Below are 25,455 nucleotides of genomic sequence, written 5' to 3'. Positions count from 1 at the left end.
AAAGAAATCGTCAGTAAATAGCGATTAGTGTAGAGGGCAAAATAAAAACTTTTACGCCAGAATAATTCACTATGACCACAAGATTCCAAAACTTACATTCAGTAAAAGGTGGATTTTTTGCAAAAAATAGAACTAGAAAATAGCCATGAAATAGTCAGGGGATCATTAAATTACCTCCATTTCACACACACTACACGTATTTTTGAAGTCTAAAAAGTTTTATGAAACGCCAGGAAGAACCAAAAACAAACGAAAAACAAGCGTTGATCAACCGGGCCTACCTGGTTGCGGGGAGCCTTGTGGTGCTGGCCCTATTTGTGGTGATAAAGTTGGTCAGGGTGCAATACTACGAAGTATACAAAGAAAAAACCTGGGCGCAGCATGCTGAGCAGCAGGATCAGAAATTGGATACGGTAGAAGCCATGCGGGGCAATATTTATGCAAGCGATGGTAGTTTATTGGCCACTTCTTTGCCTTTTTATAAAGTGGGCATTGACCCGAGCGTGGCCGATAGCGCCTATTTTGCTGATCATCTGGATCAGGTGGCGGGTTATTTTGCTACGCAGTTTGGAGAATATTCCAAGGGCTACTACCTGGAACGAATCCGGAACGCGCGGGCAGCCAAAAAGCGATACGTACCGCTTTTGAGCCGGGCAGTCAATTATCTGGAACGGGAAAAAATAGAAACCTGGCCATTTTTTCAAAAAAAGAAATCCAAAGGCGGCAAATTTGATCCCGAATACCGCCGCTATCGTCCGTTTTCGCCCATGGCTGACCGTACTATCGGCGCGCTTGATCCCGGAACCGGGCACGGTCGGGTAGGTTTGGAGGCAAGTTTTGACAAACAACTCGCCGGTACGGATGGCATTAGTTGGGTAGAAGTACTGCCCGGAGGAGTGAAAATTCCGGTGGGCGACGAACTGAATATTCGCCCCGAAGCGGGCTACGACATTCATAGTACGCTGGATATTAATTTTCAGGATGTGGCCGAATCTGCGCTGAAAAAGGCCCTGGAAAATTATAAGGCAAATTTTGGTTGTGTCGTGGTGATGGAGGTTGCTACGGGTAAAATCAAGGCGATGTCTAACCTGACTCGCAAAGGCCCCAATGAATTTAGCGATGATAAAAACTACGCACTGACGTTTGGTGCGGATCCGGGCTCTACTTTCAAACTTGCTACCATGATGGCGATTTTGGAAGAAACCGGCATCAATCCTGACGAAATCTGGGTAGACACAAAAAATGGCCGTATGAACTACGGCAAAGTTTCCATTGAAGATTCGCATACAGGCGGATTTGGAAAAATCACGGCTAGCCAGGTGCTCGAAAAATCGTCCAACATTGGTACGCATCTTTTGATGCAAAAGTATTTTTATAAAAAACCCGATAAATACCTCGAATACCTGGATAAATTTAGGTTAAAAGACCGAACGGGCCTGGCGATGCAGGGAGAAACCGCGCCGTTGATCCGCGACCGGAGTTCCAAGTTATGGAGTAAATCATCATTGACCTACATGTCTTACGGCTACGAGATGCGCCTGGCCCCGATTCAGATTCTGGCACTTTACAACGCCATTGCCAACAACGGCTACTGGGTGCGGCCCATGATTGTGGAGCAGGTCAGAAGCTCCGCCGAAGTCATTGATCAGTTTGAGCCCTACGTGGATTCCAGTCCGCTATGCTCAGAAAAAACCCTGCGAAAGATACGCTCCATGCTGGAAGGCGTTGTGCAACGGGGCACCGCGCCACTGCTTAAAGAAAGCCCGTATCTGATCGCTGGCAAAACAGGTACTGCACAGAAAACGGTCAATGGTAAATATTTAAAAAATCGGGCCCTACGTACCTCTTTTGTGGGCTATTTCCCCGCCAACCGTCCAAAGTATAGTTGCTTTGTGCTGGTAGATAATTCCCTCGGGTCAGGAACGGAACTTTATGCAAGTGAAGTAGCAGCCCCGGTTTTTAAACAAGTAGCCGACCGCATTTATGCCTACGATCTCAGCCTTCACGAGCCGGCAAAGATAAAGACCTCCGAAACAGCAGCCACCGTTCAGTTTGCCGGAAAAGCTACCGATATGCAGCTGTTGGCCGAAACCCTGCACCTCAGCCCTATCACGGGCACCGAAGACGAATGGGTACATGGCAGCGTAGGAACCAAAGGGAAAACCCGGTATAAGACACAATCTATTGAAAAATCGGACGTGCCTGATTTGCGCGGAATGCCCCTGCGGGATGCGTTGTTTATCATGGAAAACAAAGGCTTTCGGGTAACATTCAAAGGAAAAGGAAAAGTGGTGTCGCAATCGCTGACGCCGGGCTCCACGGTTTCGGGGCAAAAAAGTATTATGCTAAGCTTACAATAGACTATGGAAAATCCAGAAAAGACAATACAGCTCCTGACTCTGCTCGAAGCAATCCCTGATGCGGTGGTGGTAGGCTCCACACAAAAGTCTATTCAGGCTCTATCGGCTGACTCCCGGAAGGTCCAAAGCGGCACGCTGTTTATTGCTGTGCCGGGTACTCAAACCGACGGGCATGACTACATTCCCAAGGCCATAGAGTTAGGCGCAGCGGCCGTACTTTGTGAGGCTTTGCCTGCTCAAACTCTGCCCCACGTAACATATATTCAGGTAGTAAATTCAGCGCTTGCTATGGGGCTGATAGCATCGGCATTTTACGGGCATCCGTCCCGGGAAATTACCCTTGTGGGCGTCACCGGAACCAACGGCAAAACCTCCGTTGCTACGCTGCTGTTCAATCTTTTTCGTGAGCTGGGCTACCGCTGCGGGCTGTTGTCGACGGTACAAAATCAAATGGAAGACGAGGTTATACCCACTACGCACACCACACCCGACTCCCTAACCTTGCAGGCTCTGCTGGAAAAAATGAAGCAAAATGGTTGCTCGCATGTATTCATGGAAGTGAGCAGTCATGCCGTGGTGCAGCAGCGTATTGCCGGGTTAACCTTTGCCGGAGGTATTTTTACCAATATTTCTCACGATCATCTCGATTTTCACAAAACATTTGACCACTACATAAAGGCTAAAAAGGGCTTTTTTGACCAACTGCCTAAACATGCGTTTGCTTTGGTAAATATCGACGACCGTCGGGGTACGGTAATGGTGCAAAATTGCGCGGCTCGGGTAGAGACGTATTCTTTACAGACAATGGCTTCATTCAAAGGCAAAATCCACGCAGAAACTCTGTTTGGAATGCACATGGATGTCAATGACGTGGAGGTATGGTTTCGTCTGATTGGCCGCTTCAATGCCTATAACCTGCTGGCCGTGTACGGTGCGGCTATTCTGCTGGGGCAGGATCCCGACGCGGTGCTATCGATCGCTTCTGATCTTCGGAGTGCGCCCGGTCGCTTTGAGCAAATCCGCTCGCCTCAGGATGTCACGGCGATTGTGGATTACGCCCACACGCCCGATGCGCTGCAAAATGTACTGGAAACGATTGCTCACTTGCGGACTGCCAATGAAAACGAACGCATGGCTGAGGTAATTACGGTGGTAGGTTGCGGAGGAAATCGGGATGCGGAAAAACGCCCTAAAATGGCAGCTATCGCCTGCGAATTAAGCAGTCGGGTTTTTCTAACGTCCGACAATCCGCGCCACGAAGAACCACAGGAAATACTGGATCAGATGTTGAAAGGCGTACCACCACAGGAATACCGCAAGGTAACGGTTTTGGCCGACCGACGCGAAGCTATTCAGCGCGCCTGTGCCGAGGCACAACCGGGAGATATTGTTCTGGTGGCCGGAAAAGGGCACGAAACGTATCAGGAAATCAAAGGTGTAAAATTTGATTTTGACGATAAAGCCGAAGTGCGCCGGGCGTTCGGAATGCCGGAAAATGGCTAGAACGCCATCCGTATTTTTGGTGACGGAGTAGCGAATGGCTTACCCGAAAAAAGAAAATACCGGGAGCCACATGATAAAGGTATTGGATAAAACAGCAATTTTGCGAATCATTTTCCCGCACTTTCAATTTTCGCGTTCATGCTTTACTATTTGTTCGACTATCTCGACAAACAATTTAATTTCCCCGGAGCGGGTGTATTTCAGTACATTTCTTTTCGCGCGCTGGGGTGTACCATCTTGTCCCTGCTGATTGCGGCGGTTTATGGCCGGAAAATGATTGACCTGCTGCGACGCAAGCAGGTAGGGGAGACGATCCGGGATTTGGGTCTCGAAGGTCAGCTCGAAAAGAAAGGCACTCCCACAATGGGCGGGTTCATTATTCTGGCGTCGCTGCTGGTGCCGGTGCTTCTTTTTGCCCAACTTACCAATGTCTACATAGTCCTGCTGATTATTACGGCCGTCTGGACCGGAATGATCGGTTTTTTAGATGACTATATCAAAAAATTCAAGAATAATAAGGAAGGCCTCCACGGGCGGTTTAAGGTAATCGGACAAATCGGCCTGGGCGTAATTGTTGGACTGACGCTTTCTTTCAACGACCACGTACGCATTCGGGTCTACGATCAGCCGCTGCTCAGCTCTACCCTGGGCGAAGTACAACGCTATCAGGATATTGTGCATCCGACAATTACTACGGTACCTTTTATAAAAAATAACGAATTTGATTACAGCGCCTTGCTGTTTGGCTGGTTGCCACCCGAGTATACCTGGATTATTTACACCCTTGTAGCTATTTTTATCATTACGGCTGTGTCCAACGGCGCCAACATTACAGACGGAATCGACGGACTGGCAGCGGGTATTTCGGGCATTATTGCCCTGACGCTCGGGGTACTGGCGTATTTGTCCGGAAACGCCAAGTTTGCCCAATATCTTAACATCATGTACATTCCCAATTCCGGAGAACTCGTGATTTTTTGTGCGGCCTTTGTGGGGGCCTGTGTCGGGTTTTTGTGGTACAATGCCTATCCTGCACAAGTTTTTATGGGCGATACGGGCAGCCTGATGCTCGGCGGAGTAATTGCCGTGCTGGCATTGGCCGTGAGGAAAGAATTGCTGATTCCGATTATGTGTGGAGTTTTTCTGGCAGAAAATCTTTCGGTCATTATGCAGGTGAGTTATTTTAAATACACCAAAAAACGATACGGTGAAGGGCAACGGATTTTCCTGATGTCGCCCTTGCACCATCATTTCCAGAAAAAAGGCTACCACGAATCCAAAATCGTGACTCGTTTCTGGATTGTAGGCATCATTTTAGCCATCATGACCCTCGTAACGCTGAAACTGCGGTAAGACCTGAGTCGTTATTGGTTTTTAGTTCAAAAAAGCTTTAAAGCCCGGCGGGAATTTTCCGCCGGGCTTTTCCGTATACTTACTATCCATGCGATTCTATCCCGACATTCCATGCAGGGCATTCCATGCAGGGCATTCCATGCGGGGCATTCCATGCGGGGCACAGATTTTTTATTTTAAATCTTGAAAATACAAATTTGACTCATGAATTATCCTACGATTGTACTAACCGAAGACTCTCCTGCAACTTCTGATATTACCGCTGAATATGAGGTCGTTCGTCGCTATTCCGTAGACTTGTGTACGCCGCTCCAAAGGGAAGATTATATCCCTCAGCCCGTCGATTTTGTGAGTCCGCCCAAATGGCACCTGGCGCATACAACCTGGTTTTTTGAGGAATTTATTTTGGTTAAAAACCTTCCGGACTATGAGCGTTTTCACCCTGATTTCAGCTACCTGTTCAATAGTTACTACAACCACGTGGGCAGCCGGGTGGTGCGTACCGACCGGGGGAATATTACCCGGCCCGGTGTGGAAGAAGTCTACACCTATCGCCGCTATGTGGATGATGCCATGCGTCAACTATTGGCTACTCCTGTGTTGCCTGCTGACCTTCGCGAACTGGTCGTGCTTGGGTTAAATCATGAGCAACAACATCAGGAATTACTGATTACAGACCTAAAATTTATTCTGGGGCATAATCCTATTTTTCCTGTGTATAAGCAGGGCTTTTCATTGCTGAATCAGGTCAATGAAAAGTCGGGAGAAGTAGTGATACCCGAAGGTTTGTATGACATTGGGTTTGAAGGAGAAGGCTTTTGCTACGACAACGAGCTCGCCCGGCACAAAGTATTTCTCGAAGAATTTACGATACAAAACGGCCTGGTTACCAATGGCGAATACATGGAATTTATGCAGGATGGTGGTTACCGTAACTTCGACCTATGGCTCGACGAAGGCTGGCAGTGGGTCACTGCCCAACGGGCCGAAGCACCGTTGTACTGGCATTGGGTAGACAATCGCTGGCAGCAGTATACCCTCAGCGGTTTGCAGGAAGTACAGCCCGGTCAGATACTTTGCCACATCAATTATTACGAAGCTGCGGCCTATGCAAGCTGGAAAGGCATGCGTTTGCCTACCGAATTTGAGTGGGAAATTGGCTCTGCACACATGCCGTGGGGGCAGCGTTGGGAATGGACGCAGAGTGCTTATTTACCTTATCCACGTTTTTCAAAAGCTCCGGGCGCTATCGGCGAATACAACGGCAAGTTTATGATCAATCAAATGGTGTTGCGGGGAGCGTCATCGGCTACATCGCCGGGCCACAGCCGGGCTACCTACCGCAATTTTTTCCACCCGCATTTGCAATGGCAATGCACGGGTATACGACTGGTGCGTTGACGCCTGGAATTCATTTTTTTTACTTCTAAAAATTTCTCAACGTTGCAATCAACATCCACCGAAATCAGAAACCCATTTGCCGAAGAAGTAGCCAAAGGGCTGTCGGCAAAGCAGAAATATATTTCCTCCAAATATTTTTATGACGATGAGGGAAGTCGGCTTTTTCAGAAAATAATGGAGCTGCCTGAGTACTATCCTACGCGCGCCGAAATGGAGATCTTAACGCAACAGCCGACAGAAATTGCCGCTGCCTTGCGGTTTAGAGGTTCATTTAATATTATCGAATTAGGTGCCGGAGATGGACTGAAAACCAAGGAGTTGCTTCGTTTTCTGGTGCAGCAGCAGGCAGATTTCACCTACATTCCAATTGATATTTCGGAAGAAGCGATGGTACATCTGCGCGCCGGGCTTGCATCAGCTTTACCCAATCTGAAAGTTAATCCGTTGGTAGGCGACTATTTTGAAGTGCTGGAAAAGCCTGATATTGAGCACATTCCTAATTTATTTCTTTTTTTGGGAGGAAATATCGGAAACTACGAGAAAGGCGAAACTCTGGACTTGCTGCACATGCTTTGGGAGCGCATGAATTCGGGCGATCGGTTGCTGACGGGTTTTGATTTACGTAAAAATCCGGATCTTATAAAAAAAGCGTACGACGATTCGCAGGGCGTTACCCGGGCGTTTAATCTAAACTTGCTGCATCGCATGAATCGGGAGCTGGGCGCTGAGTTTCGGCCCGAAACCTTCGATTTTTACAGCTATTACAACCCGTATACAGGAGAAGTCCGTAGCATGCTTGTGAGCAAAACTGCGCAAACAGTGTACATCAAAGAACTGGATCAAGCCTTTGATTTTCAGGAGAATGAATTAATCAGGACCGAACTTTCCAAAAAATATACGCTGGACGAAATAGAGCTTTTGGCGCGGGAAAGCGGGTTTGTGTCAGAACAGCATTTTCTGGATTCCAATCGCTATTTTACGGATAGTTTGTGGCTAAAACCCTGAACAGAATCTGGAAACAACGGGTTACGTTTTTTTGTAGAAATAATTGCCAAAAAAATAGCGGTACCGCTTTACGGTAATTCAGTGGATTACTCGTCTTAGTTTAAATATAGTTACCAGAAAAATTGGCTTTTTTCGTTTAAAAAGAGCGTTTCGTTTTATCAGATCCATCCGTTCCTAACCTGTCTGTTCCGTTCATGTGTAGTCAGAATACCATCTTGCGTACCCGCCTTCTTGTAGGATTATTTTTATGTTTTGGTTTAGTGATTTCCCGGCCTGTGCAGGCTGTGCAAGTCCCGGCAGATTCGATTCCCGAAGAAAACCGTTTTACCAAAACCGTCCTTTCCAACGATCTCAACGAGCCGATGGAGCTGGCTATCGCACCGGATGGCAAGGTGTTTTTTACGGAGCGAAAAGGGAATTTCTATATGTATGACCCCGCCGAAAAAAAGACGCGGTTGATTCGTGAGTTTCCGGTTTTTTGGGAAACCAAATACGGCAATGGACTTATTGGCCTGGCGCTTGATCCTGATTTTGAGAAAAATCATTTCGTCTATTTTTATAACACACCTATTTCCGAAACACCCAAACAGCACGTGTCGCGCTTTACTATGCGGGACGATTATACGCTGGATGTTGAGTCTGAAAAAATCCTGATTGAAATACCGATTGACTACGAAATAAGCCGACATACGGGCGGCTCGCTGGCATTTGGTCCCGACGGAAATTTGTACATTTCTACGGGAGATAATACGAGCCCGTTCGCTTCCAATGGCTTCACACCCATAGACGAGCGCCCCGACCGAACGCTTTTTGACGATCAGCGCTCAGCCGCTAATCCAAATGATTTGCGGGGGAAAATCCTGCGGATTCATCCCGAACCGGACGGGAGCATCACGATTCCGGACGGCAATCTTTTTCCGAAAAATACGCCCGGTACGCGTCCCGAAATCTATATTATGGGTTGCCGCAATCCGTACCGAATTACGGTCGATCCTTTGACATCGTTTTTGTATTGGGGTGAAATCGGGCCGGATGGCGGCAAAGACGGCGATCGTGGTCCCCGCGGGTACGATGAGTTTAATCAGGCAAAAAAAGCGGGAAATTTTGGCTGGCCCTACTTCATTGGAAACAACATAGCCTACCGCGATTTTGATTTTGCAACCGAAAAAATCGGTCCTGCGTTTGACCCTGAAAATCCCGTAAACGATTCGCCAAATAATACCGGAATCAAGAACTTACCCCCGGCTCAAAAAGCACTGATCTGGTATCCCTACGACGAATCGCCGGAGTTTCCTGAACTGGGCAAAGGCGGGCGCAGTGCCATCATTGGCCCGGTGTATCACTTTGATCCGGCGCTGAAATCGGCTACAAAATTTCCTGCCTATTTCGACAAAGCGCTATTCATTACCGAGTGGATGCGCAATTGGGTATTTGCCGTACGGCTGGACAAAAACCACGATTATCAGGGTATGGATCAATTTATGCCGCAAACGGGAGACTTTCGTCGGCCTATCGACATGACCTTTGGGCCTGATGGCTCGCTGTATGCCCTCGAATATGGCTCGGTCTATGGCATTGATAACGATGATGCCCGGCTGGTCAGGATTGACTACAATGCCGGAAACCGCGCACCGGTGGCCGTTATTTCGGCAAGTGATACGCTGGGAACTGCGCCGCTGACGGTTCGGTTTGAAGGAGCCAAAAGCTATGATCTGGATCAGGATGAACTGACGTATGCCTGGAAATTTGATGGAAAAACGGTTTCATCTACTGATTCCAAAACAGCTTTTACCTTTAAGAAAAACGGCATTTTTCCGGTGGTGCTCACGGTAACAGATCGGGTAGGCCTGAGCCACAACGATACGCTGATGATTGGCGTCGGAAACACCCTCCCGCAGGTTAGTATTGAAACGGCTGGTAATCGAACATTCTATTTCGATAATCAAGCGTTTAACTATGCAGTCAAAGTAAAAGATAAGGAAGATAAAGTCATTGACCCAAAGCGTATTAAGGTACAGTTTAACTTCATTCCGCAGCTTGCCAATCAGGCCGCTCTTATTGGGCATCAGGATACTGACGAAAATGTAGATTTGGGTAAAAGTCTGCTGGAAAAAAGCGATTGTAAAGCTTGCCATCAATTAAATAAACCTTCGGTTGGCCCGGCTTTTGCCGATGTTTCTACAAAATACCGGGCCGACAAAGGAGCTTTGGCGCGCCTGGCCAACAAGGTCATTACGGGTGGTGGTGGTGTGTGGGGCGAAATAGCAATGAACGCCCACCCGCAGCTTTCCAAAGAAGAAGCTACGCAAATTGTAAAGTACGTGCTGGCCCTGGGCGAAACCCAAAATTCGCTACCGGCGCAAGGCACAAAAATCCTGAAAGAGCATTTGGAAGAAAAAAAGGCAGGCGTCTATCAGCTGACGGCTTCCTACACCGATGCGGGGGGCGCGATTCGTCCTTTGACGGGCAAAACTTCCCTGTGGCTGCGTTCGGCCAAAGTAGAAGCGGAGCAGGCCGATCAGGTAATTGAAGCAACCAAACAACGCAATGGACTCACAGGTCTTAAAAATGGCTCGATTATTGTTTTTCAGTCTATTGATTTGAAAAACATTAAAAATCTAACCTACCGCTATGCGTTGCCTGGAAAAAATCTGACGATGGAAGTCAGAGAAGGATCGGCTCAGGGTACGGTGATAGGTTCTGTGGAGCTGGCAGCAACTGGAAGTAAGGAAACATTTGCCGAAATATCTTCACCTATTCAGGCAACACCCGGGCTGAAAAAGCTGTATTTTGTGGGTGTCAGGAAAGAAGAAGATGCAGCCGATCCGGTAGTAACGCTGGATTGGATAACGTTTGAACAGTAGGAAGATTTCTGAGTGGTGTGCGGTAATTTTTGAGCGAGAGAGAAGAAGTGTTCCTGCGCAAAAGGTTTGGCTATTGAAAACACAAATTTACTCGCTCAGGATTATGAAACTCATGAAATGGTACCTCTTGCTTATTTTTTTCATTGCCGAAACGGCCACGGCTCAGTCGTTTGAGCGGCCCTATCAGGACGAACGCCGGGCTTACATGGAAATTGGCGTTGGTGCAGGAGCTTCCAAAGCGGGTGCCGCCTACACCGTTAAACCATTATTTCTTGAAAATACACGATTAGGTTGGCAGGTTTTTCTCGCTCCACAAGTAATCGTATCGCCCCGAATCAACCTCGGCCTGCGGCTTGGCGGGGTTTTTAGACCTAAATTTACAGATCTGGAATCCAATAGCGAGTTACAAGGGAAATTTACACCCTATGGACTGCTTTTCGGTGATTATTATTTTGGTGCACCCGGCAAACGAAATACCCGATTTTTTATAGGACTTGGTGGCGGAGGTACTTATATCGGGAAACTTGAAGCACGGCATCTGCAAACTGACGAAGCGTACTTTTTACGTCGAAAAGATCAGGATATTTTTTTAACAATAGTCCCAAGAGCCGGGGTTGTAATTGGTGATTTGAAAATTCAGGTTGAACACATCGTAACTACTCCGTTCAATCCTGATATTACATCCATAACCCTGAGTAATACCATTCCGATGGGGCGGCGAAAGTATTTTTAGGACCGCATTTGCACGTCTTAGTTCAGTTGAAGGCTGCCACTATTTATCATCTCAACTGTTCCTTCATTGTACATAATTTCTTTTACCCGGGCGTTGATTCGATTAATCTGAATTGTATGTCCCGGATTGATAGTAACGCTATCCGTGAATTGAGGGACACACCCGCACGACCAGATTGTGGGGTCAGTCCAGGTGCCGGACGAGACGCTCAGGATGTTCTGCGGGGGAAGAATCGGTAAAATATTTCGCCCAATTCCGGCCACCGCTGCCCCATTCATCAGGTAAGCATTATTGATTAGGGAAGTTTCTGATTTTAACTCAATGTCATCCAGATACCAGCCTTCATAGCCAAAGGATTCATCTTCCCCAAAGAGAAATCGAATGCGAATGGTTTGATTGATAAATGAACTTAGGTCAATCAGAGTATTTACAAAAAAAGGCACGTAACCCGAAAACGCCGGCCTTCCGCCCAGATAATTCGCATAGTCAGAACTGAGCATGTAGTTATAGCCATTTTGAATGATGTATGGTTGCAGATCCATCCAGTTGTTACCGTTATCCGTAGAAATCTCCACGACGCCACCATCATATCCGTCTTCCAGGTCAATGAAATGCCAAAAGGAAAGCATCGAAATACCGGTGCCGAGCGTGTAGGCGGGTGATGTCAGGGCAACGGTAGACACCAAACCTGTATTGAGAACGCGCAAACTGCTGCCGGTACTTCTGAAACGATTGGTTGAAACGCCCCACGCATTGATGCCAGAAAGGGTAGAAGTAGTAAAAGGAGCCAACGTGCTGCCATCAGAAGTCAAATGAATGACTTTATCATAAGGCATATTGTTCTTCACTTCCAGAAAATAAAATGCCTGTTGCCCGGGATTTAGACTGACAGGACCAAAGGTAACTTCCCGCGTGAGAGAGTCATACACTCCACCGCTGAGGTACGTAAGCGTCGATGGAATCGTATCGCGTATGACATAGTTTGAAAAAGCTTCGCAGCTACATGTAACTGTTAATGTGTATGAAAATTCTCCATTTTCCCGTGCGGAGCTTACGTTTGCCGTTTTAGTGATTTGAGCAAAAGGCGTATCGAAAGCGGCAACCTGATCGGTATAACTATCACTATTTCCCTGTGATGCCCCTGCGCCCAGTCCGCGCCGGGCAAAAGCCCGCCAAATGGCACAACTATACGCACCGTTGAAAAGAAGTGTATCGGCCAGTAAAATTGCATTGCGCGCATCTACGAATCCGGGTGAGCAGGGCTGAATTTTAAGTGCCTCGGTTACGAGCCGCATCGCAATCGTATTTCCGCCCGGCGACTCTGCTTCATAGAGGTTAGGACTGATTTGTCCGGTTTGCTGAATGATTTCCCAGGTCATATCCCAAATCATAGTACACCAAACAGATCCAATGTAATGAACACTGCTCGAATTGGCTACATAGGCATAGGTCATTGGGTTTACGTTCATGTTGGTTGTGTAGGGATACGTTCGGATGCCGCTTCCGGTGGCAGGTTGTGCCAGGGCGTAGGTTCCGATAGGACGCAGGTCGGCGCCCTGACTTAGGAGCGCATTGGCCCAATTGGTCGTAAACATCAGCGCGTAGTAGTCGCTCCATCCTTCGCCCATTTGCTCAGCGTTGCTCAGGCACGTAACCTGCGAGGGACCGCCCGTCAGGCGGGTAGAAATGCCATGTCCGTATTCATGAACAATGATGCCATTATCAAAATCGCCGTCACGTTGGATTGAAGAGCCGGAAGGTGGATCAAAAAGATACATTTGCATGCGGGGGCGGCTGCCATCGGGTGGAGTCGAAAAATTGGCGTTGTTGGCTCCGCTTCCGTCCTGTGCATCGGCCAATACGTAGTCTCCGCCAGCTCCGCCTCGCCCCAGGTTATTGTTCTGAAAATTCCCCCGCAGTTCATCAAATCCATAGCGATACATGACATCGTGAATGATGTTGTTCCAATAAAAAAGATTGGTTATAGCGGCCTGCTGATTAGTTGCAGCAGTAGGGGCAGTGTTTTCGTCAAATACACTCGTGAACGTAAGGTTTGGTAACGAAGTACTCGAAGTGGCAGCGAGGCCGGGCAAATTGTTCGCATCGCGGTCTTCATAGGCATATACGTTATTTCCACGGGTATAGGAATATTCGGTGGTGCCGTCATTGTGCCAGTTTAGCGTTACCGCCGGGTGGCCTGCGCCAGCCAATTGCCAGGGATTTACAACCTCTGCAAAAGCACCGTTTAGATGCGAAGGGCTTTCATTTGGAAAAGGGATTACACGGTAAATTACTGAATCAACAGCTGCTGACGGCTGTAAAACGACAGGGTTGGGTGAATGAAACGAGTGACTGCCATCGGCCTGATGCCCAACATCCGGTAGGTGACTATGCGGCGTGACCCACTGACAGTAAACCGTCAGGTTTACTTTGTTGACAATCCTTCCCGAGCTTACCTCCACCCGAACGAGCCAATGATCGTCGCTCGACAGCGGGCTTATTCCTACTTCCCAGGATAGCACCGCCACGCCCGAAGAGTCTTTGACCCAAAGAAGCTGAGCAGGAATGGGTTTTTGCGAGATAGCATTTGCGGCAAAGGTTATTTGCTGACCATTCGCCAAAGTATCTGAACCAACGGGACTTGCTCTCAGGGCTTTGGATAGGCCAAGGTGTTTAATTGCCTGATTAACTGCCGACTCTGCTGGTATTTGGTGTGCTTTCTTTACGCCTTTTGAAGCAAAACGCTGTACAAAATCTCCGGATTGGGAAATAAGTTTTTGATCCTTAAAAACCAGCGTACGAATGGCATTCGCTACCGGAATGTCTTCCTTTACCTGCTGTACATACACAATAAATGTACCCGAAGTTTGATTGGGAAATGCATCCGTAATCTGAATATTCTTTAATGAGCGTAGTTGAGTATCCGCCTGATTTTTACGTAAAAGCGCAAGCGCTTCTTTTTTATAATCCTGAGCCTGACCGGCAATGAAAATGATACTCAAAGAAAGGATGAGTACAAGCGTCTTTATCATGAATAAAACAGAGTATATAGGGAGGTTGACTTTAATGTCATGAAAAAGTAATGGATTTTCTCAACAATTTACACTAATCTATTAGTCAGATATTTAATTTTTGGATAACTATTTATTATAATCAATTATTAACCCAAAGATACAAGTAAGTTTTACTTAAAGAGTGATTACTCAAAACAACAAAAACCCGAAGAGTGGCTGTATCAAAACAGGTGCTACTCTTCGGGTGGATAAGCCTAAAACCGAAATAGGTTACTTTTTCAAAGCCGCATAGTGTTTAAAAAACAGCGGAATGGTTTCGATGCCTTTGTAATAATTGAATAACCCGTAGCTTTCGTTGGGTGAGTGTAATGCGTCGATGTCGAGCCCAAAGCCCATCAGGATGCTTTTAACACCTAGTTCCTGTTCAAAAAGTGCAACAATCGGGATGCTGCCACCGCCCCGCGTCGGAATAGGTTTTTTACCAAACGATTCTTCCATTGCCATGGACGCTGCTTCATACTCAATAGAATCCGTAGGGTTTACATACGGCAACCCGCCGTGATGCGGCTTCACGCGTACCGAAACCGAAGGAGGCGCAATGGACAAAAAATGCCTGGTAAATTTCTCTTCAATTTCCTTATCCGTTTGGTGGGGTACAAGGCGCATTGAAATTTTGGCGTAGGCTTTGGACGGCAAAACGGTTTTGGCACCTTCGCCGGTATAGCCGCCCCAAATCCCGTTTACGTCGAGCGTTGGCCGAATTGAGGTTCGTTCAACTGTGGTGTAACCGGCTTCACCGGCTACGTCTTCGATATGAAGATCTTTTTTGTATTCTTCAAGGCTAAACGGCGCTTCGTTCATGGCCTTGCGCTCTGCTGCCGAAAGTTCCTCTACCTGATCGTAAAAACCCGGAATGGTAATATGCCCGTTTTCGTCTTTCAAAGAAGCAATCATTTCACACAACACATTGATCGGATTGGCCACCGCCCCGCCGTACACACCCGAGTGCAGGTCACGGTTGGCGCCCGTTACTTCTACTTCGAGGTAAGTGAGTCCGCGCAGGCCAACTTCAATAGACGGTACGTCGTTGGCAATGATGCTCGTATCTGAGATCAGGATTGTGTCGCAGGCGAGCATGTCGCGATGCTGTTTCACAAATTCGCCGAGGTGGTCTGAGCCCACTTCCTCTTCACCTTCAATCATGATTTTTACGTTGCAGGTCAGCGTGTTGGTGGCAAGCATCAGTTCGAGCGCCTTGATGTGCATATAAAACTGTCCTTTGTCGTCGCAGGCGCCCCGGGCATAAATGCGCTCATTACGAATGACGGGCTCAAACGGCGGCGAGTCCCAAAGTTCGTAGGGATCAGCGGGTTGTACATCGTAGTGGCCATAAATCAGGACGGTTGGCGCGGCGGGATTGATGATTTTTTCGCCATAGACAATCGGATGTCCCGGTGTTTCAAAAATTTTTACCCAATCGGCCCCGGCATCTTCAATGCTTTGGCGCACAAATTCAGCGGCCCGGCGGGTATCTTCTTTAAACTTGGAGTCGGCACTTACCGACGGAATGCGCAGGAGGTCAAGGAGTTCGCCTAAAAAACGCTCTTTATGATTTTCCAGATAAGTTTGCATAGCAATGAAATGCTTTAAAATATGAATTGAACCCGGTTGATTGGGCTCACGAATTTAGCCAATCGACGCCTGTGTCCCAAATCCGATAGAAATTGGCCAAATACAGGAAGTCAGCGGCGATGTTTTGGATGACCTTTGTATCATCACGTCAGACAATCAAACAAGGTGCTGTTTAATTTACTCAACGTTATGAAAAATTTTAGCTTTCCTTTGAATCTTTGGGGATTGATTTCGTCTCCTGTGGCACAACGAATTCCGGCCAAGCCCGCACCTGAGCAGGGCGAGCGACTCGTGCTTGATTTTTTACGGATTTTGTCAGAAGGGCAGAGTGAGGCGGTCAAGGCGCTGCTCAGCCCGGAATTCAGAGCGCACGAACCCGCCGAAAACAAAATCAGTACTGCCGATGAACTGCTTTTTGACTGGGAGCGTACTCGTTCGCAGTACGTGCATCAACGCTTCGACGTACGGCATTCGGCAGTTTTCAGCGTTTTTGGCGATATAGATCGCGACAAATATGTGTACGTACAGGCCGATTGCCTCCGACTGAAAAGCAACAATCGTCTACTCAAATCCACGCCTTTTGAGCTCATTGCCCGCCTGGAAGGCAACCGCATCAGCCACGCCTTGTTTTGTTTTGGGCGTAGCCGGGCTTTCGACAGCCTCAGCTCGGTTCAGCACGCCCGGAGCCTGACGGTAAAGTAAAATGAACACATAGTATACACACAAACATAATCGCCGTCCCCTTACCTGAGTTGTTTTACATAGAGCCATGAAAAATAGAAGGAGCGCTAAAACGCTCCTTAGCCAAAAGCCCGGAAGCGATCTACTGCTTCCGGGCTTTTGGTATGAAAAAACACATGCTATTTACAGGCGGATGAATCAGTTGCCGGAGCGGGAATTTCCAAAAAGTTTCACGCGACTTTCGCTGCCTTTAAAGAGCCGGACGATGTTTTTCTGATGTGTAATGACCACCAATAAAAACATGACAAATCCAAAAACAACCAACAGCGTATCGGGCTGCCCAAACACCCGCAACAGCGAGAGCACCGGAAAGGCGAGAGTCGCCAAAATAGAACTAAGCGAAACGTACTGAGACGTCAGGAGTGTCAGGATAAAAATGGTAATGCAGAGCAGGGCAAGCTCGGGGTGCACCGCAAGCACCATGCCCAGCAGTGTGGCTACACCTTTGCCGCCTTTGAAGCCGACAAACACCGGGAAAATATGCCCGGCGATGGCAATTATTCCAAAGATAATTTTATAAGTAAGTAGTTCACCGGCATCTATTGTATTAAAATAGTACAAAAGTAGCGCCAGACAGGTCGCTGTCCAGCCTTTCAGTACATCAATCAGCATCACGATTGTCCCGGCACGCTTGCCAAGTACCCGAAAAGTGTTGGTTGCTCCTGCGTTTCCGCTGCCGTATTGCCGCACATCTACCCCAAAATAGCCAATTCCGTACCAGACTGATGTTGGAATTGAGCCCAATAGATAGGCACCGATAACTGAAATAAGAAACAAGGTGATTGTCATTTTTAGGATTATTTCAAGAAATAAATGAGTAATTAGACACTTAACAGAACAAAAATACGATTCTATTCGGATTTACCAAATGATCCCGAACTAGATAATTTAATAGTTTAGTAATTAACGCTAAAAGGCACGGATTCCGTGCCTTTTAGTTAGAAACCTTCGGTTGCTTCGACTTTCTTCTTCTCCGGTTTCTTTTTGGTTTCTTTCTTTTCGGCGGCCTTCACAAGACGGGCTTTTTTGAGGGCGGGCTGATAAAAATCGTAGAAGCGATCCATGAACATTGCTTTCTCCTCAAACCCCAGTTGAATCAGCTCCATATCCTTGGTTTTGACGTTCTTGGATTTGGCCAGAATCTGATCATTGAAGTCCATTTCGGAAGAAACCAGGCCGAGCTGTTTCTGAGAATAATCCAGATAGTACCACACATCCGGTGACACTTCGAGGTACATGCTGAACTCGTCGCCCCGGTCTGTTTTTCGTAGCTCAAACATGCCGTCCATCTGCGCATTGATGTCGCTTCGGCCCATATTTGAAACGCCGATTTTACCCATCGAAAAGTAGGAACTGTGTACGTCAGACCACCGCAGCGCCAGATTGGAAATCACGAGCGGAACATCCAGCAGATTAGAGGCTTCGTACAGCGGTTTGTATTCTCCGGCCGTTTTGGTCAGGTACTCGTCCGCTGCTTTCTGACCGATCAGCGCTGCAAGTTTCAGCGTTAGGCGGGAGGCGTCGTCTTCGGCGGCTTCGCTGTTTTGTTCGTCAAGATTTGTTTGAACAATCTTGGTGGCCATTTCGGGCGTTACCGGCACGAGCGCAGGTAGATCTAACAGCAGTAGTGTGTTGAATTCAAACCGGGCGCTGTCAACCTGCACATCCACCAGCCCCGCTGCCCGCACGAGCTCGCTGTCGGTCAGTTTGAGCGGGCCCGCAAAGGAAGCGACTCCTTTCTGATCGTCAAAGATAAACGCGTTTGCTTCGTTGATCAGGCCGTCGGCTCCGGCAGGCGGCAAAATGCGGAAAAGCTTGCTGTCTTCTTCATAGCGCAAACTGCCCTGTGCCACAAAAATATCGCGGTCGCGCTCCGTATCTTTTGGGGATAGAAAGGACAGGTACATGCCTCCGCCCGAGCGGTAGTGCAGCCCGGCAAAGAGCGGCTGTTCTACTTCATTTTTCAGATCTTTATTTATCGGAATGCTGATTGTTCCGTCGGAGGTAGAATCCGTACCGTTTTCTTTGAAGGTAATCCAGGAGCTCGACAGCTCAGGCCGGGGCCGGAGCTGTGGGCGGATGAAACCGTCGAGTTGCAGCTTGGGCTCGTAAGCGATCAGGTGCACTTTGCCTTTGTACTGCATGCGGGGCGAGAGCAACAGGCGGTCGTTTTCGCTTACTTCGGCGCGGGCCGTGGTGTAGTAGTGCGTGCCGGCAGGCGGGGTCGGAGCGTTTTTGTTTCGGCGCGAGGAAGCAACAGCTCCACCGGTTTCGCGAAGCTCAAAGTTTTCCATTTTTATATCAAAAGTATCCTTGCGTGCCGTAATGTACTCATAGGTCGCTGAACCTTCAAAACGATTTCGGGACACAATCTGAATGGATGCATCGCGCAGACGGTGGCTGCTGTTGAGGGTATCAATTTCGATGCGGGCGTTTTTGAAAGGATTCATTTCTCCATTGCGCCGAACACTCACAAGGCCTTTATCCGGTATGATTTTTACATCCGCAGTGCGAATAAAGGGTACACCGCTGATATTGAGCATCATTTTCTCAATCTCATACAAAGCTGCCGAGCCATTGAAAGCCAGCCCTTCCTGTTCTTCCGCAGTTGAGGTAAAGGTCGAGTTATTGACGTCGCCCTGCATGGCGATGGTTTTTTTCGCAATATTCCATCGGGCTTTGCTTATAGAGGTGCGGTAGGCGGCATACGGGAATTCGAGCGTGGAGGAGTCGGTGCCAAAGCCGCTTGCAGCCGTAGCCAGGTCCACCATGTTTTTGGCAATATTGAAATCAACATTGACATTTTTGCCCAGAAGAATCGGCCTGAACGACTGCTGCTGCCCGGAGGTTACGCTAAACTGCGATTGATTGGCTACAAAACCTTCTTTGTTAAATTTTATTTCGCGCGAAGCAAGTTCAGAATCCGCACGTTTTAGTTTTCCATAGCCAAAAAGTCCCACCGACCGTAGCATCAGCCCGCCTTCGAGCTGCGTGGTTCCGGCATAAAAATTAAATGAATTTCCCTTGGTCACGATAAACATACTATCCGCTTTGGGAAACCAGCGCAGGGAGTAATTTTTCAACTCAACTTTTGGGAAATAACCCTTGCCGATTGTTGCTTCTTTAATGGAGGCCTCCGTTCCCGAAGCAAGCAGGGAATCGGTTGTGAGCAGCATTTCTTCTGCTGCAATAGCAGCCGACAAATGACTAAGCGTACCCGTAGATCGAAGTCCGCTGTTGTCCATCACGAGCGGACTGTCAAACTTAGCGGATGATTTTCCGCCATATAATTTCATTTCAGCGGGGACTTTGTACTCAAATCCGAGGGAATTATCATCCATGCTTTTCAGCGTAGTTTGAAAAGCGGGCACAATGCCACCGGAGTTAAACGTGCCCGTAAAAACAACGTCCCGTTGGTCGAGGCTGTCGTAATCGAGTTTGGGTATTTTGAAAAAAACTTCGCGCTGATACTTTAATTTTCCTCGTTCGGGCTGATCAAAAAACACAGTCATCCCTTCGGGAATGACCAATCGGGGAGATTTGCCGCCTTTTTGCCGGCCCGATTTATTTTTAGGATCACTCAGATAAAACGTCCCGCCTTTTTCGTACTTCACGTGCCCGCCCACTTCGCTGCCTTTACCTTTGGCGTATTGCTCCTGCGGTACATAGGTGATGGAATCTACCTGATTGAGATTGACGAAAAATTTGTCGTAATTAAACTTAATATCTGCACCAGTAAACCTGAAATTAGCTGATTTGAGTTGGCCATTTAAGACAAAATCCCTCCCGCGGCCCATTACGAGTTGCTTATCAGATGGCACGGCCATTATTTTCAACGAATCACTCACCACAAACCGCTCCACGCCCCGAATTGTCAGGAGGGTATCTTTCATCGAAATAGTGGCGTTGGCTAGTTCACTGTTGGCTTCAAACTGAGAAATTATCTGGAAATTATCGTAGTCGCTTTTGTCCGTATTAGCCAGAATATACATAACGCCTTTGCGGGTGAGGCGATATAAATCTGCTTTTTCGTTGGCTTCAAAATAGCCCTGCAAGCTAAGGCGCTCGAGAGCGCTACGCATAATGGCAGCATCCTGCCGGTACTGATTGGCCAGGTCGTAGGGCGAAAATGCCTGGACTTTTTTGGTTTGAATATAATTGGCCGCCATAATCAGCGGTTGAAAACCAAACTCTTCGGCCATGCCCTGAAAGCGCTGTTTCCGGAAATAATCGTATGATTCGAGCCGTACCGGAACCTCCTTTTTACCCACAATCATGTAGAACTCTACTTTTTCCTGAGCAAGATTCCAGCGCATGGCTTCGGCCCAAATATTCATTTTGTGGTAGCTGTCTGCGTACGGAAGATCTGCAAATGAAGTACCGTCGGCGCGTTCGAGACGTAAATATCCGGCATCATCACTGTAATAAAAATGCACGCCGGGATGATAGATGGAGTCTTGTCCCAGGGGCAGAGAAAAAGAAGCCAAAGCAGCGGTGATTACTGAATCTGTCAGGACGAAACGTTTGCTCGAAAGCCTGAAAGCGGGTTTTTTCTGGTAAGTTACCCATACGTGCGCAGGCTCATTGGTTAGGGATGTGCTGTACATCGTGGTGCCCACAAGGCTCAGCCCGCCGCGGTAGGTCATGCTTTGGCGGGTATTGCGTAGCTCGGCATCGTCTTTTTTTGATACAAATCGCGGATAGGTAGCAGGTTTACCTGCCTGCCGCTTAACGCTTCTAAATTCAAAAGCACCGGCAATAGGTTTGGAAAGCCGATTGGTTGCGTGCAGGGTTACGTTTTCGATGCTAAGTTTGGGATTTGAAATTCCAAAAGAATAGTCAGCAAAGTCGACATACATAGTGGAGTCACCTGCCGAAGCCCAGGAAAATTTCCCGCCTTTTCCTGCAAAAAGCCCTTCGCGCAGCGCAACGCTTCCTTCACTTGGCCCGAAGGTTACGGAGTCGGAAGCCGTTACCATAGCAAATTGGCCTTTCGATAAGGTCAGAAGAGCACCCGTCAGCACAGGAAGTGCCTGAGAAGTGGGAATAAGAACCGCCGCCGTATCGGCAGGTACATCGTCCCAGCCGTCATTCGTAGTGGGTGCGACGGCGCTATTGGCTGTTGGGGTTGGGGCAGCGGCCTCATCAAACCGAAAAGAAATATTTCCTTCGGTTAGATAAAGTTTATAATAGTTAGAAGCGTAGAGTTGTTTTTTTTCTAAAACCAGTTGAACCGATTCCAGCAATTTCAGGTACGTTTTTGCATCATAACGTTCACTTGCTTTGGAAAGCATGGTCAGCAAGCCGTTTACGTCAGCGCCTTCCTGCGTGAGGGCCGTATGAAAATTGCGCAGCAGCAAATAAAACACCGGACCTGCTTTTTGGCCTTTGCCGGCAAGGCGGCGCATGAGCGTCACAAACTGCGTTTGTTGGGCTGAGGAAGCAGAGCTCATCCAGACGGTTTCCAGGTCGCGAGCAGCTTGTCCGTAGGCAGGAACAGCATTGGCTTCCATTATTTTTTTTACTTCTACGATAAACGTACCGGGATCTTCCGAAAAAGAAACCGATTGCGCATGAAGCGCAGGCAGCGCCAAAAATGCCCACAAAATAAGCCAGAGGCCGCAAAGAGCGCCCGGACGTTTTCCGATTTTTCTACCGGATTGAATATAGCTGCTATGCATAAGGCAGGTAAAAATTCCTTGGTTTAACTCTTAAAAACCACCGTTGCCCACTGATTGCGGGTGTTCATCCGTTCAAAGATAAGTCCTTCTTTTTCAGTGCACTGAATGATGTCGGGAGCATCGGTTTCATAAAACCCACTCACCACAAGCCAGCCACCGGGCAGCAAATGTTGAACGTAGGTTTTGATTTCATTCAATAAAATATTGCGATTGATGTTCGCCAGAATACCGCCAAAGCGCAGCTCAGGTTGAACGTCCGTGATGGTTCCCTGAAAGACTTCTGCCAATGAATCGGTGATGGAATTTAACGAAAAATTTTCACGGGTATTTTCTACGGCCCACTCGTCAATATCAAAGGCAAGTAGGCGTTTGGCGCCTAGTTTTCTGGCCAGAATCGCCAGAATCCCCGTTCCGCAACCAACATCAAGTACGTCCAGATTCTGATGCGGCAGGCTGAGTTGTTCGTTCATGACCAGCCAGGTAGTTTCGTGGTGTCCGGTGCCAAACGACATTTTTGGAGTGATGAGCAGTTCGTACTTAAAACGCTCGTCGGGCGCATGAAACAAAGCTCTCACCCGTACGGCTTCGCCCACCTCAATGGGTTCGTAGCTGCGTTCCCACTCTTCGTTCCAGTTCACTCTTTCTAACGTTTTCCACGAATGGCCTATTGCGCTGAAAGCCTGATATTTGGCCAGCAGGCTTATGAGTTGGGTTTCATCAAAATCTTCTTCCAGGATATACGCATGCAGCCCTTCGTCGGTTTCAACAAAGGATTCATAGCCAAGTTCGGCCAGCTCGGCCATCAGGATGTCGGTATAGTCTGGCGAAAGAGTAAGTTGTAGTTCTACGTGATTCATTGTGCAGGAGTGCCGTTTTTTGAAAAGCCAGGATGCAGGCAAATGGACAGGCAGCAGGGCAAAGGTAGGCAAAGCACCAAAAAAGCGGAGGTCCCTCGGTGCCGGACTCCGCTTTTTTAGGTTTTTTTTCTAACTAAACTATCTTTCTATAAAAAATCAGGTTCCCAAAATCACGAACTCGACCCGGCGATTTTTCTGACGTTCTTCTTCGCTGTTGCCCTTCGAAACCGGACGCGTAGGGCCGTAACCTTTGGCTTCCAGGCGCGAGGTGTCAATTCCTTTTTCGATCAGATACGTACGTACAGCATCGGCCCGGTTGCGCGAGAGCTCCACATTTTTTTCAAAATCGCCCACGCTATCGGTATGTCCTTCAATCCGGATTTTCAGGCCAGGGTTTTCTTTTAGCAATTCCACCAATCCGTTCAATTCGTCAAAAGATTCGGATAAAAGCTGGTATTGAGAAGTTGCAAAATAAATTTTGTTCAGCGTGACGCTCGTTCCTTCGGCCAACGGCGTCAGGTAGAAGTCATGCCGAAGCGATGGATTGGCAGCAGAGTCTGCCGGACTTACCAGCAAGCTGCCGTTGAGGTATCCTTTGGCCTGAACTCCAACCGTGTAGCGTTGGGTTTTATTGAGTCCCAGCCGATATTTACCCGAAGACGTATTCAGACTCAGTGTGTCAGTTTCCTCCCGGTAGTACAAGCGGGCAGACAGGGGTTTATTGGTTTTGGCGTCAAAAACAGTTCCGGCCAAGGTGATAAACTCCGGCTCCTGAACGGGGAGCTCGTCAGGAACCTTGTCGAGCAGAGGCGGTTCAGCAGGAGTTGGTGTGGGTTCTGGTTCCTGTACTTTGGCAGGTGGCGGGGTTTTGGTGGGTGCGGGTGCTTTGGCCACTGGTTTTTTTCGGGCCGGATTGGTAATATGAACGCCGTAAAAATTCCAGTATTCAGTTTGGTCAGGATTACGGCCTTCGTACAAATCAAACACCTCAATGCCCGGATCAAGGCGCTCAAAATACACCTTAAAACGCACCACTTCGCCGGGTCTTACTTTCAGGGATGCAGGCGACTCCGGTATGCCCTCTGCTTTTATGAAATTAAACCGATGCCTGGTATCACCGGGTTTATACAGACGACTTTGGGGATCAAAACCAATGGATCCACCCGTAGAAAAGGGCTGCATTCTAAACATCTGCTGCGTGGCAGGTTCGCCATACTGCATGTCGATGATGGTGTAGCGGTCGGTGAGTTCTACCTGAAGAATACGCACAGAGCGGGAGTAGCGCTCTTCTACGTAAGGCTGCCGGGTCACTTGCCCGCTCACAGGTTCGATTTGCAGGCAAAAGGTGGCCAACAAAACAATAAACGATACGAAACGCATAGGTGTCGGAGTAGTTTGGTACTTTTTCTGTAACATCGCCACAACGCATTCTGGTGCGGTTTAGTATGTTAAAATTTGTTAAACGGCAGGCTGTCAGGAGAGCGATGGGATAAACGGATGCCAAAAATCAGGTGCGTAACGCTCGTAGGCATGACACCCAAAGGGCAACGAATGTTGCGTAAGTTCAAAGCTTGCAGCCGGACTTTTCTCAAAAGAAAAACGCAGGGCTACTTCCCAGGAAGGAAGCTTGATGAAAGGCTTCAGCAAACGAAGCCGGGTTGCTTCGCGTGAAAAAAGCATGTCTTCGTTGCCTATCCAGGCCGGAAAAAGTGTGTTGTAGATGCGCAGATAGCGTAAAATCCCTTTTACCCTGCGTAGCGATAGTCCGCCATTAAACACCAAACGATGCGTAGCGAGCGCCCGGGCAAAGTCCTGATGCTGATGCGCAGGCAGCGCGTCAAATTCTTCCTGATGCAGCGTAGGCGCTCCCAAATAATCGTACCCCTGAGCGCACCAATAGGGCAGCTCGTCCCGAAAAACGTAGGCATCAGGCTGACAGATAAGCAGGTAATCGAATGCGTCGAACTGCTGGTAAAAACCGGGCGAAATCATCAGCTTGTTATAACTGTCGGTGCCCGTAAAATAGTCGTCTGCAAAAGCCTGAGTACGGGCCATCGGAAACTCGCTCAGGAGTATTTTTATATCCAGACTTTGGGGTTTTACGAAGTAAATCGGATAAGTGTCAAGGGTGCGAAAACACTGCTTTAATGCAGCTTTTTCTACTTCCGAAAAATGGTTTTGGTAAATCGGAATCAGGACGGCAACGGAGGGAACAGGTAGCGAACTCATGAGTTTAGACGAATACGATTTCTCTAAAAAAGATACAAAAGTAGATGATAAGTAGTAATGAACATTTATCGGAATGTCGCCC

15 protein-coding genes are annotated in these 25,455 nt (G+C 48.0%); 8 read left to right on the top strand and 7 right to left on the bottom strand.

Annotated elements, in window-relative coordinates; translation table 11 throughout:
* The first annotated feature begins 221 nt into the window (after positions 1–221).
* The 7 genes from EZE20_RS01145 (at position 222) to EZE20_RS01115 (ending at position 11,219) form a co-directional block, all read left to right on the top strand.
* Positions 222–2,360: a penicillin-binding protein gene (locus EZE20_RS01145; protein WP_132113610.1), complete on the top strand. Its 2,139-nt coding sequence runs from the start codon at positions 222–224 to the stop codon at positions 2,358–2,360.
* Positions 2,361–2,363: 3 nt separating this feature from the next.
* On the top strand, positions 2,364–3,863 hold the full coding sequence (locus EZE20_RS01140; protein ID WP_132113608.1) for a UDP-N-acetylmuramoyl-L-alanyl-D-glutamate--2,6-diaminopimelate ligase: 1,500 nt from the start codon (positions 2,364–2,366) through the stop codon (positions 3,861–3,863).
* A gap of 138 nt (positions 3,864–4,001) precedes the next feature.
* Positions 4,002–5,216: a phospho-N-acetylmuramoyl-pentapeptide-transferase gene (gene mraY / locus EZE20_RS01135; protein ID WP_132113606.1), complete on the top strand. Its 1,215-nt coding sequence runs from the start codon at positions 4,002–4,004 to the stop codon at positions 5,214–5,216.
* 204 nt (positions 5,217–5,420) lie between these two features.
* Positions 5,421–6,617, top strand: a complete 1,197-nt coding sequence (gene egtB / locus EZE20_RS01130; RefSeq protein ID WP_132113604.1) for an ergothioneine biosynthesis protein EgtB — start codon at positions 5,421–5,423, stop codon at positions 6,615–6,617.
* Between the two features lie 42 nt (positions 6,618–6,659).
* Entirely contained in the window at positions 6,660–7,622 is a 963-nt protein-coding gene (gene egtD / locus EZE20_RS01125) for an L-histidine N(alpha)-methyltransferase (protein WP_199879859.1), read from the top strand.
* A 194-nt stretch (positions 7,623–7,816) separates the two neighbouring features.
* Entirely contained in the window at positions 7,817–10,486 is a 2,670-nt protein-coding gene (locus tag EZE20_RS01120; protein WP_132113602.1) for a PQQ-dependent sugar dehydrogenase, read from the top strand.
* 112 nt (positions 10,487–10,598) lie between these two features.
* Positions 10,599–11,219 (top strand): hypothetical protein, encoded by a 621-nt coding sequence (locus EZE20_RS01115; protein WP_132113600.1) that lies wholly within the window; start codon positions 10,599–10,601, stop codon positions 11,217–11,219.
* A gap of 17 nt (positions 11,220–11,236) precedes the next feature.
* Here EZE20_RS01115 and EZE20_RS01110 read toward each other — a convergent pair whose 3' ends face one another.
* Together EZE20_RS01110 and EZE20_RS01105 are read right to left on the bottom strand one after the other, a co-directional pair.
* A complete protein-coding gene (locus EZE20_RS01110; RefSeq protein ID WP_132113598.1) occupies positions 11,237–14,251 on the bottom strand; it encodes a M36 family metallopeptidase in 3,015 nt (1,004 codons plus the stop codon).
* Positions 14,252–14,503: 252 nt separating this feature from the next.
* Positions 14,504–15,865, bottom strand: a complete 1,362-nt coding sequence (locus EZE20_RS01105; RefSeq protein WP_132113595.1) for a dipeptidase — start codon at positions 15,863–15,865, stop codon at positions 14,504–14,506.
* Between the two features lie 189 nt (positions 15,866–16,054).
* Here EZE20_RS01105 and EZE20_RS01100 point away from each other — a divergent pair, with 189 nt between their 5' ends.
* Positions 16,055–16,567, top strand: a complete 513-nt coding sequence (locus EZE20_RS01100) for a hypothetical protein (RefSeq protein WP_132113593.1) — start codon at positions 16,055–16,057, stop codon at positions 16,565–16,567.
* Positions 16,568–16,744: 177 nt separating this feature from the next.
* Here the strand turns inward: EZE20_RS01100 and plsY are convergent, their stop codons facing one another.
* The 5 genes from plsY to EZE20_RS01075 all read right to left on the bottom strand — a co-directional run bounded on the left by plsY (position 16,745) and on the right by EZE20_RS01075 (position 25,373).
* Entirely contained in the window at positions 16,745–17,395 is a 651-nt protein-coding gene (plsY, locus tag EZE20_RS01095; protein WP_132113591.1) for a glycerol-3-phosphate 1-O-acyltransferase PlsY, read from the bottom strand.
* A 149-nt stretch (positions 17,396–17,544) separates the two neighbouring features.
* Positions 17,545–22,287 (bottom strand): hypothetical protein, encoded by a 4,743-nt coding sequence (locus tag EZE20_RS01090; RefSeq protein WP_132113588.1) that lies wholly within the window; start codon positions 22,285–22,287, stop codon positions 17,545–17,547.
* A 23-nt stretch (positions 22,288–22,310) separates the two neighbouring features.
* Positions 22,311–23,144 carry a 50S ribosomal protein L11 methyltransferase gene (gene prmA / locus EZE20_RS01085; RefSeq protein WP_132113586.1) on the bottom strand — a complete coding sequence of 278 codons (834 nt, stop codon included), beginning with the start codon at positions 23,142–23,144 and terminating at the stop codon, positions 22,311–22,313.
* Positions 23,145–23,300: 156 nt separating this feature from the next.
* Positions 23,301–24,524, bottom strand: coding sequence for an OmpA family protein (locus EZE20_RS01080; protein WP_165933377.1), 1,224 nt, complete (start codon positions 24,522–24,524; stop codon positions 23,301–23,303).
* A 93-nt stretch (positions 24,525–24,617) separates the two neighbouring features.
* Positions 24,618–25,373 carry a DUF5672 family protein gene (locus EZE20_RS01075; protein ID WP_132113582.1) on the bottom strand — a complete coding sequence of 252 codons (756 nt, stop codon included), beginning with the start codon at positions 25,371–25,373 and terminating at the stop codon, positions 24,618–24,620.
* Positions 25,374–25,455 lie beyond the last annotated feature (82 nt).

This window comes from Arundinibacter roseus (assembly GCF_004348825.1).
GTDB lineage: Bacteria > Bacteroidota > Bacteroidia > Cytophagales > Spirosomataceae > Arundinibacter > Arundinibacter roseus.
Note: the sequence above shows the minus strand (reverse complement) of the source record. Positions and strands in the feature narration are given on the sequence as shown.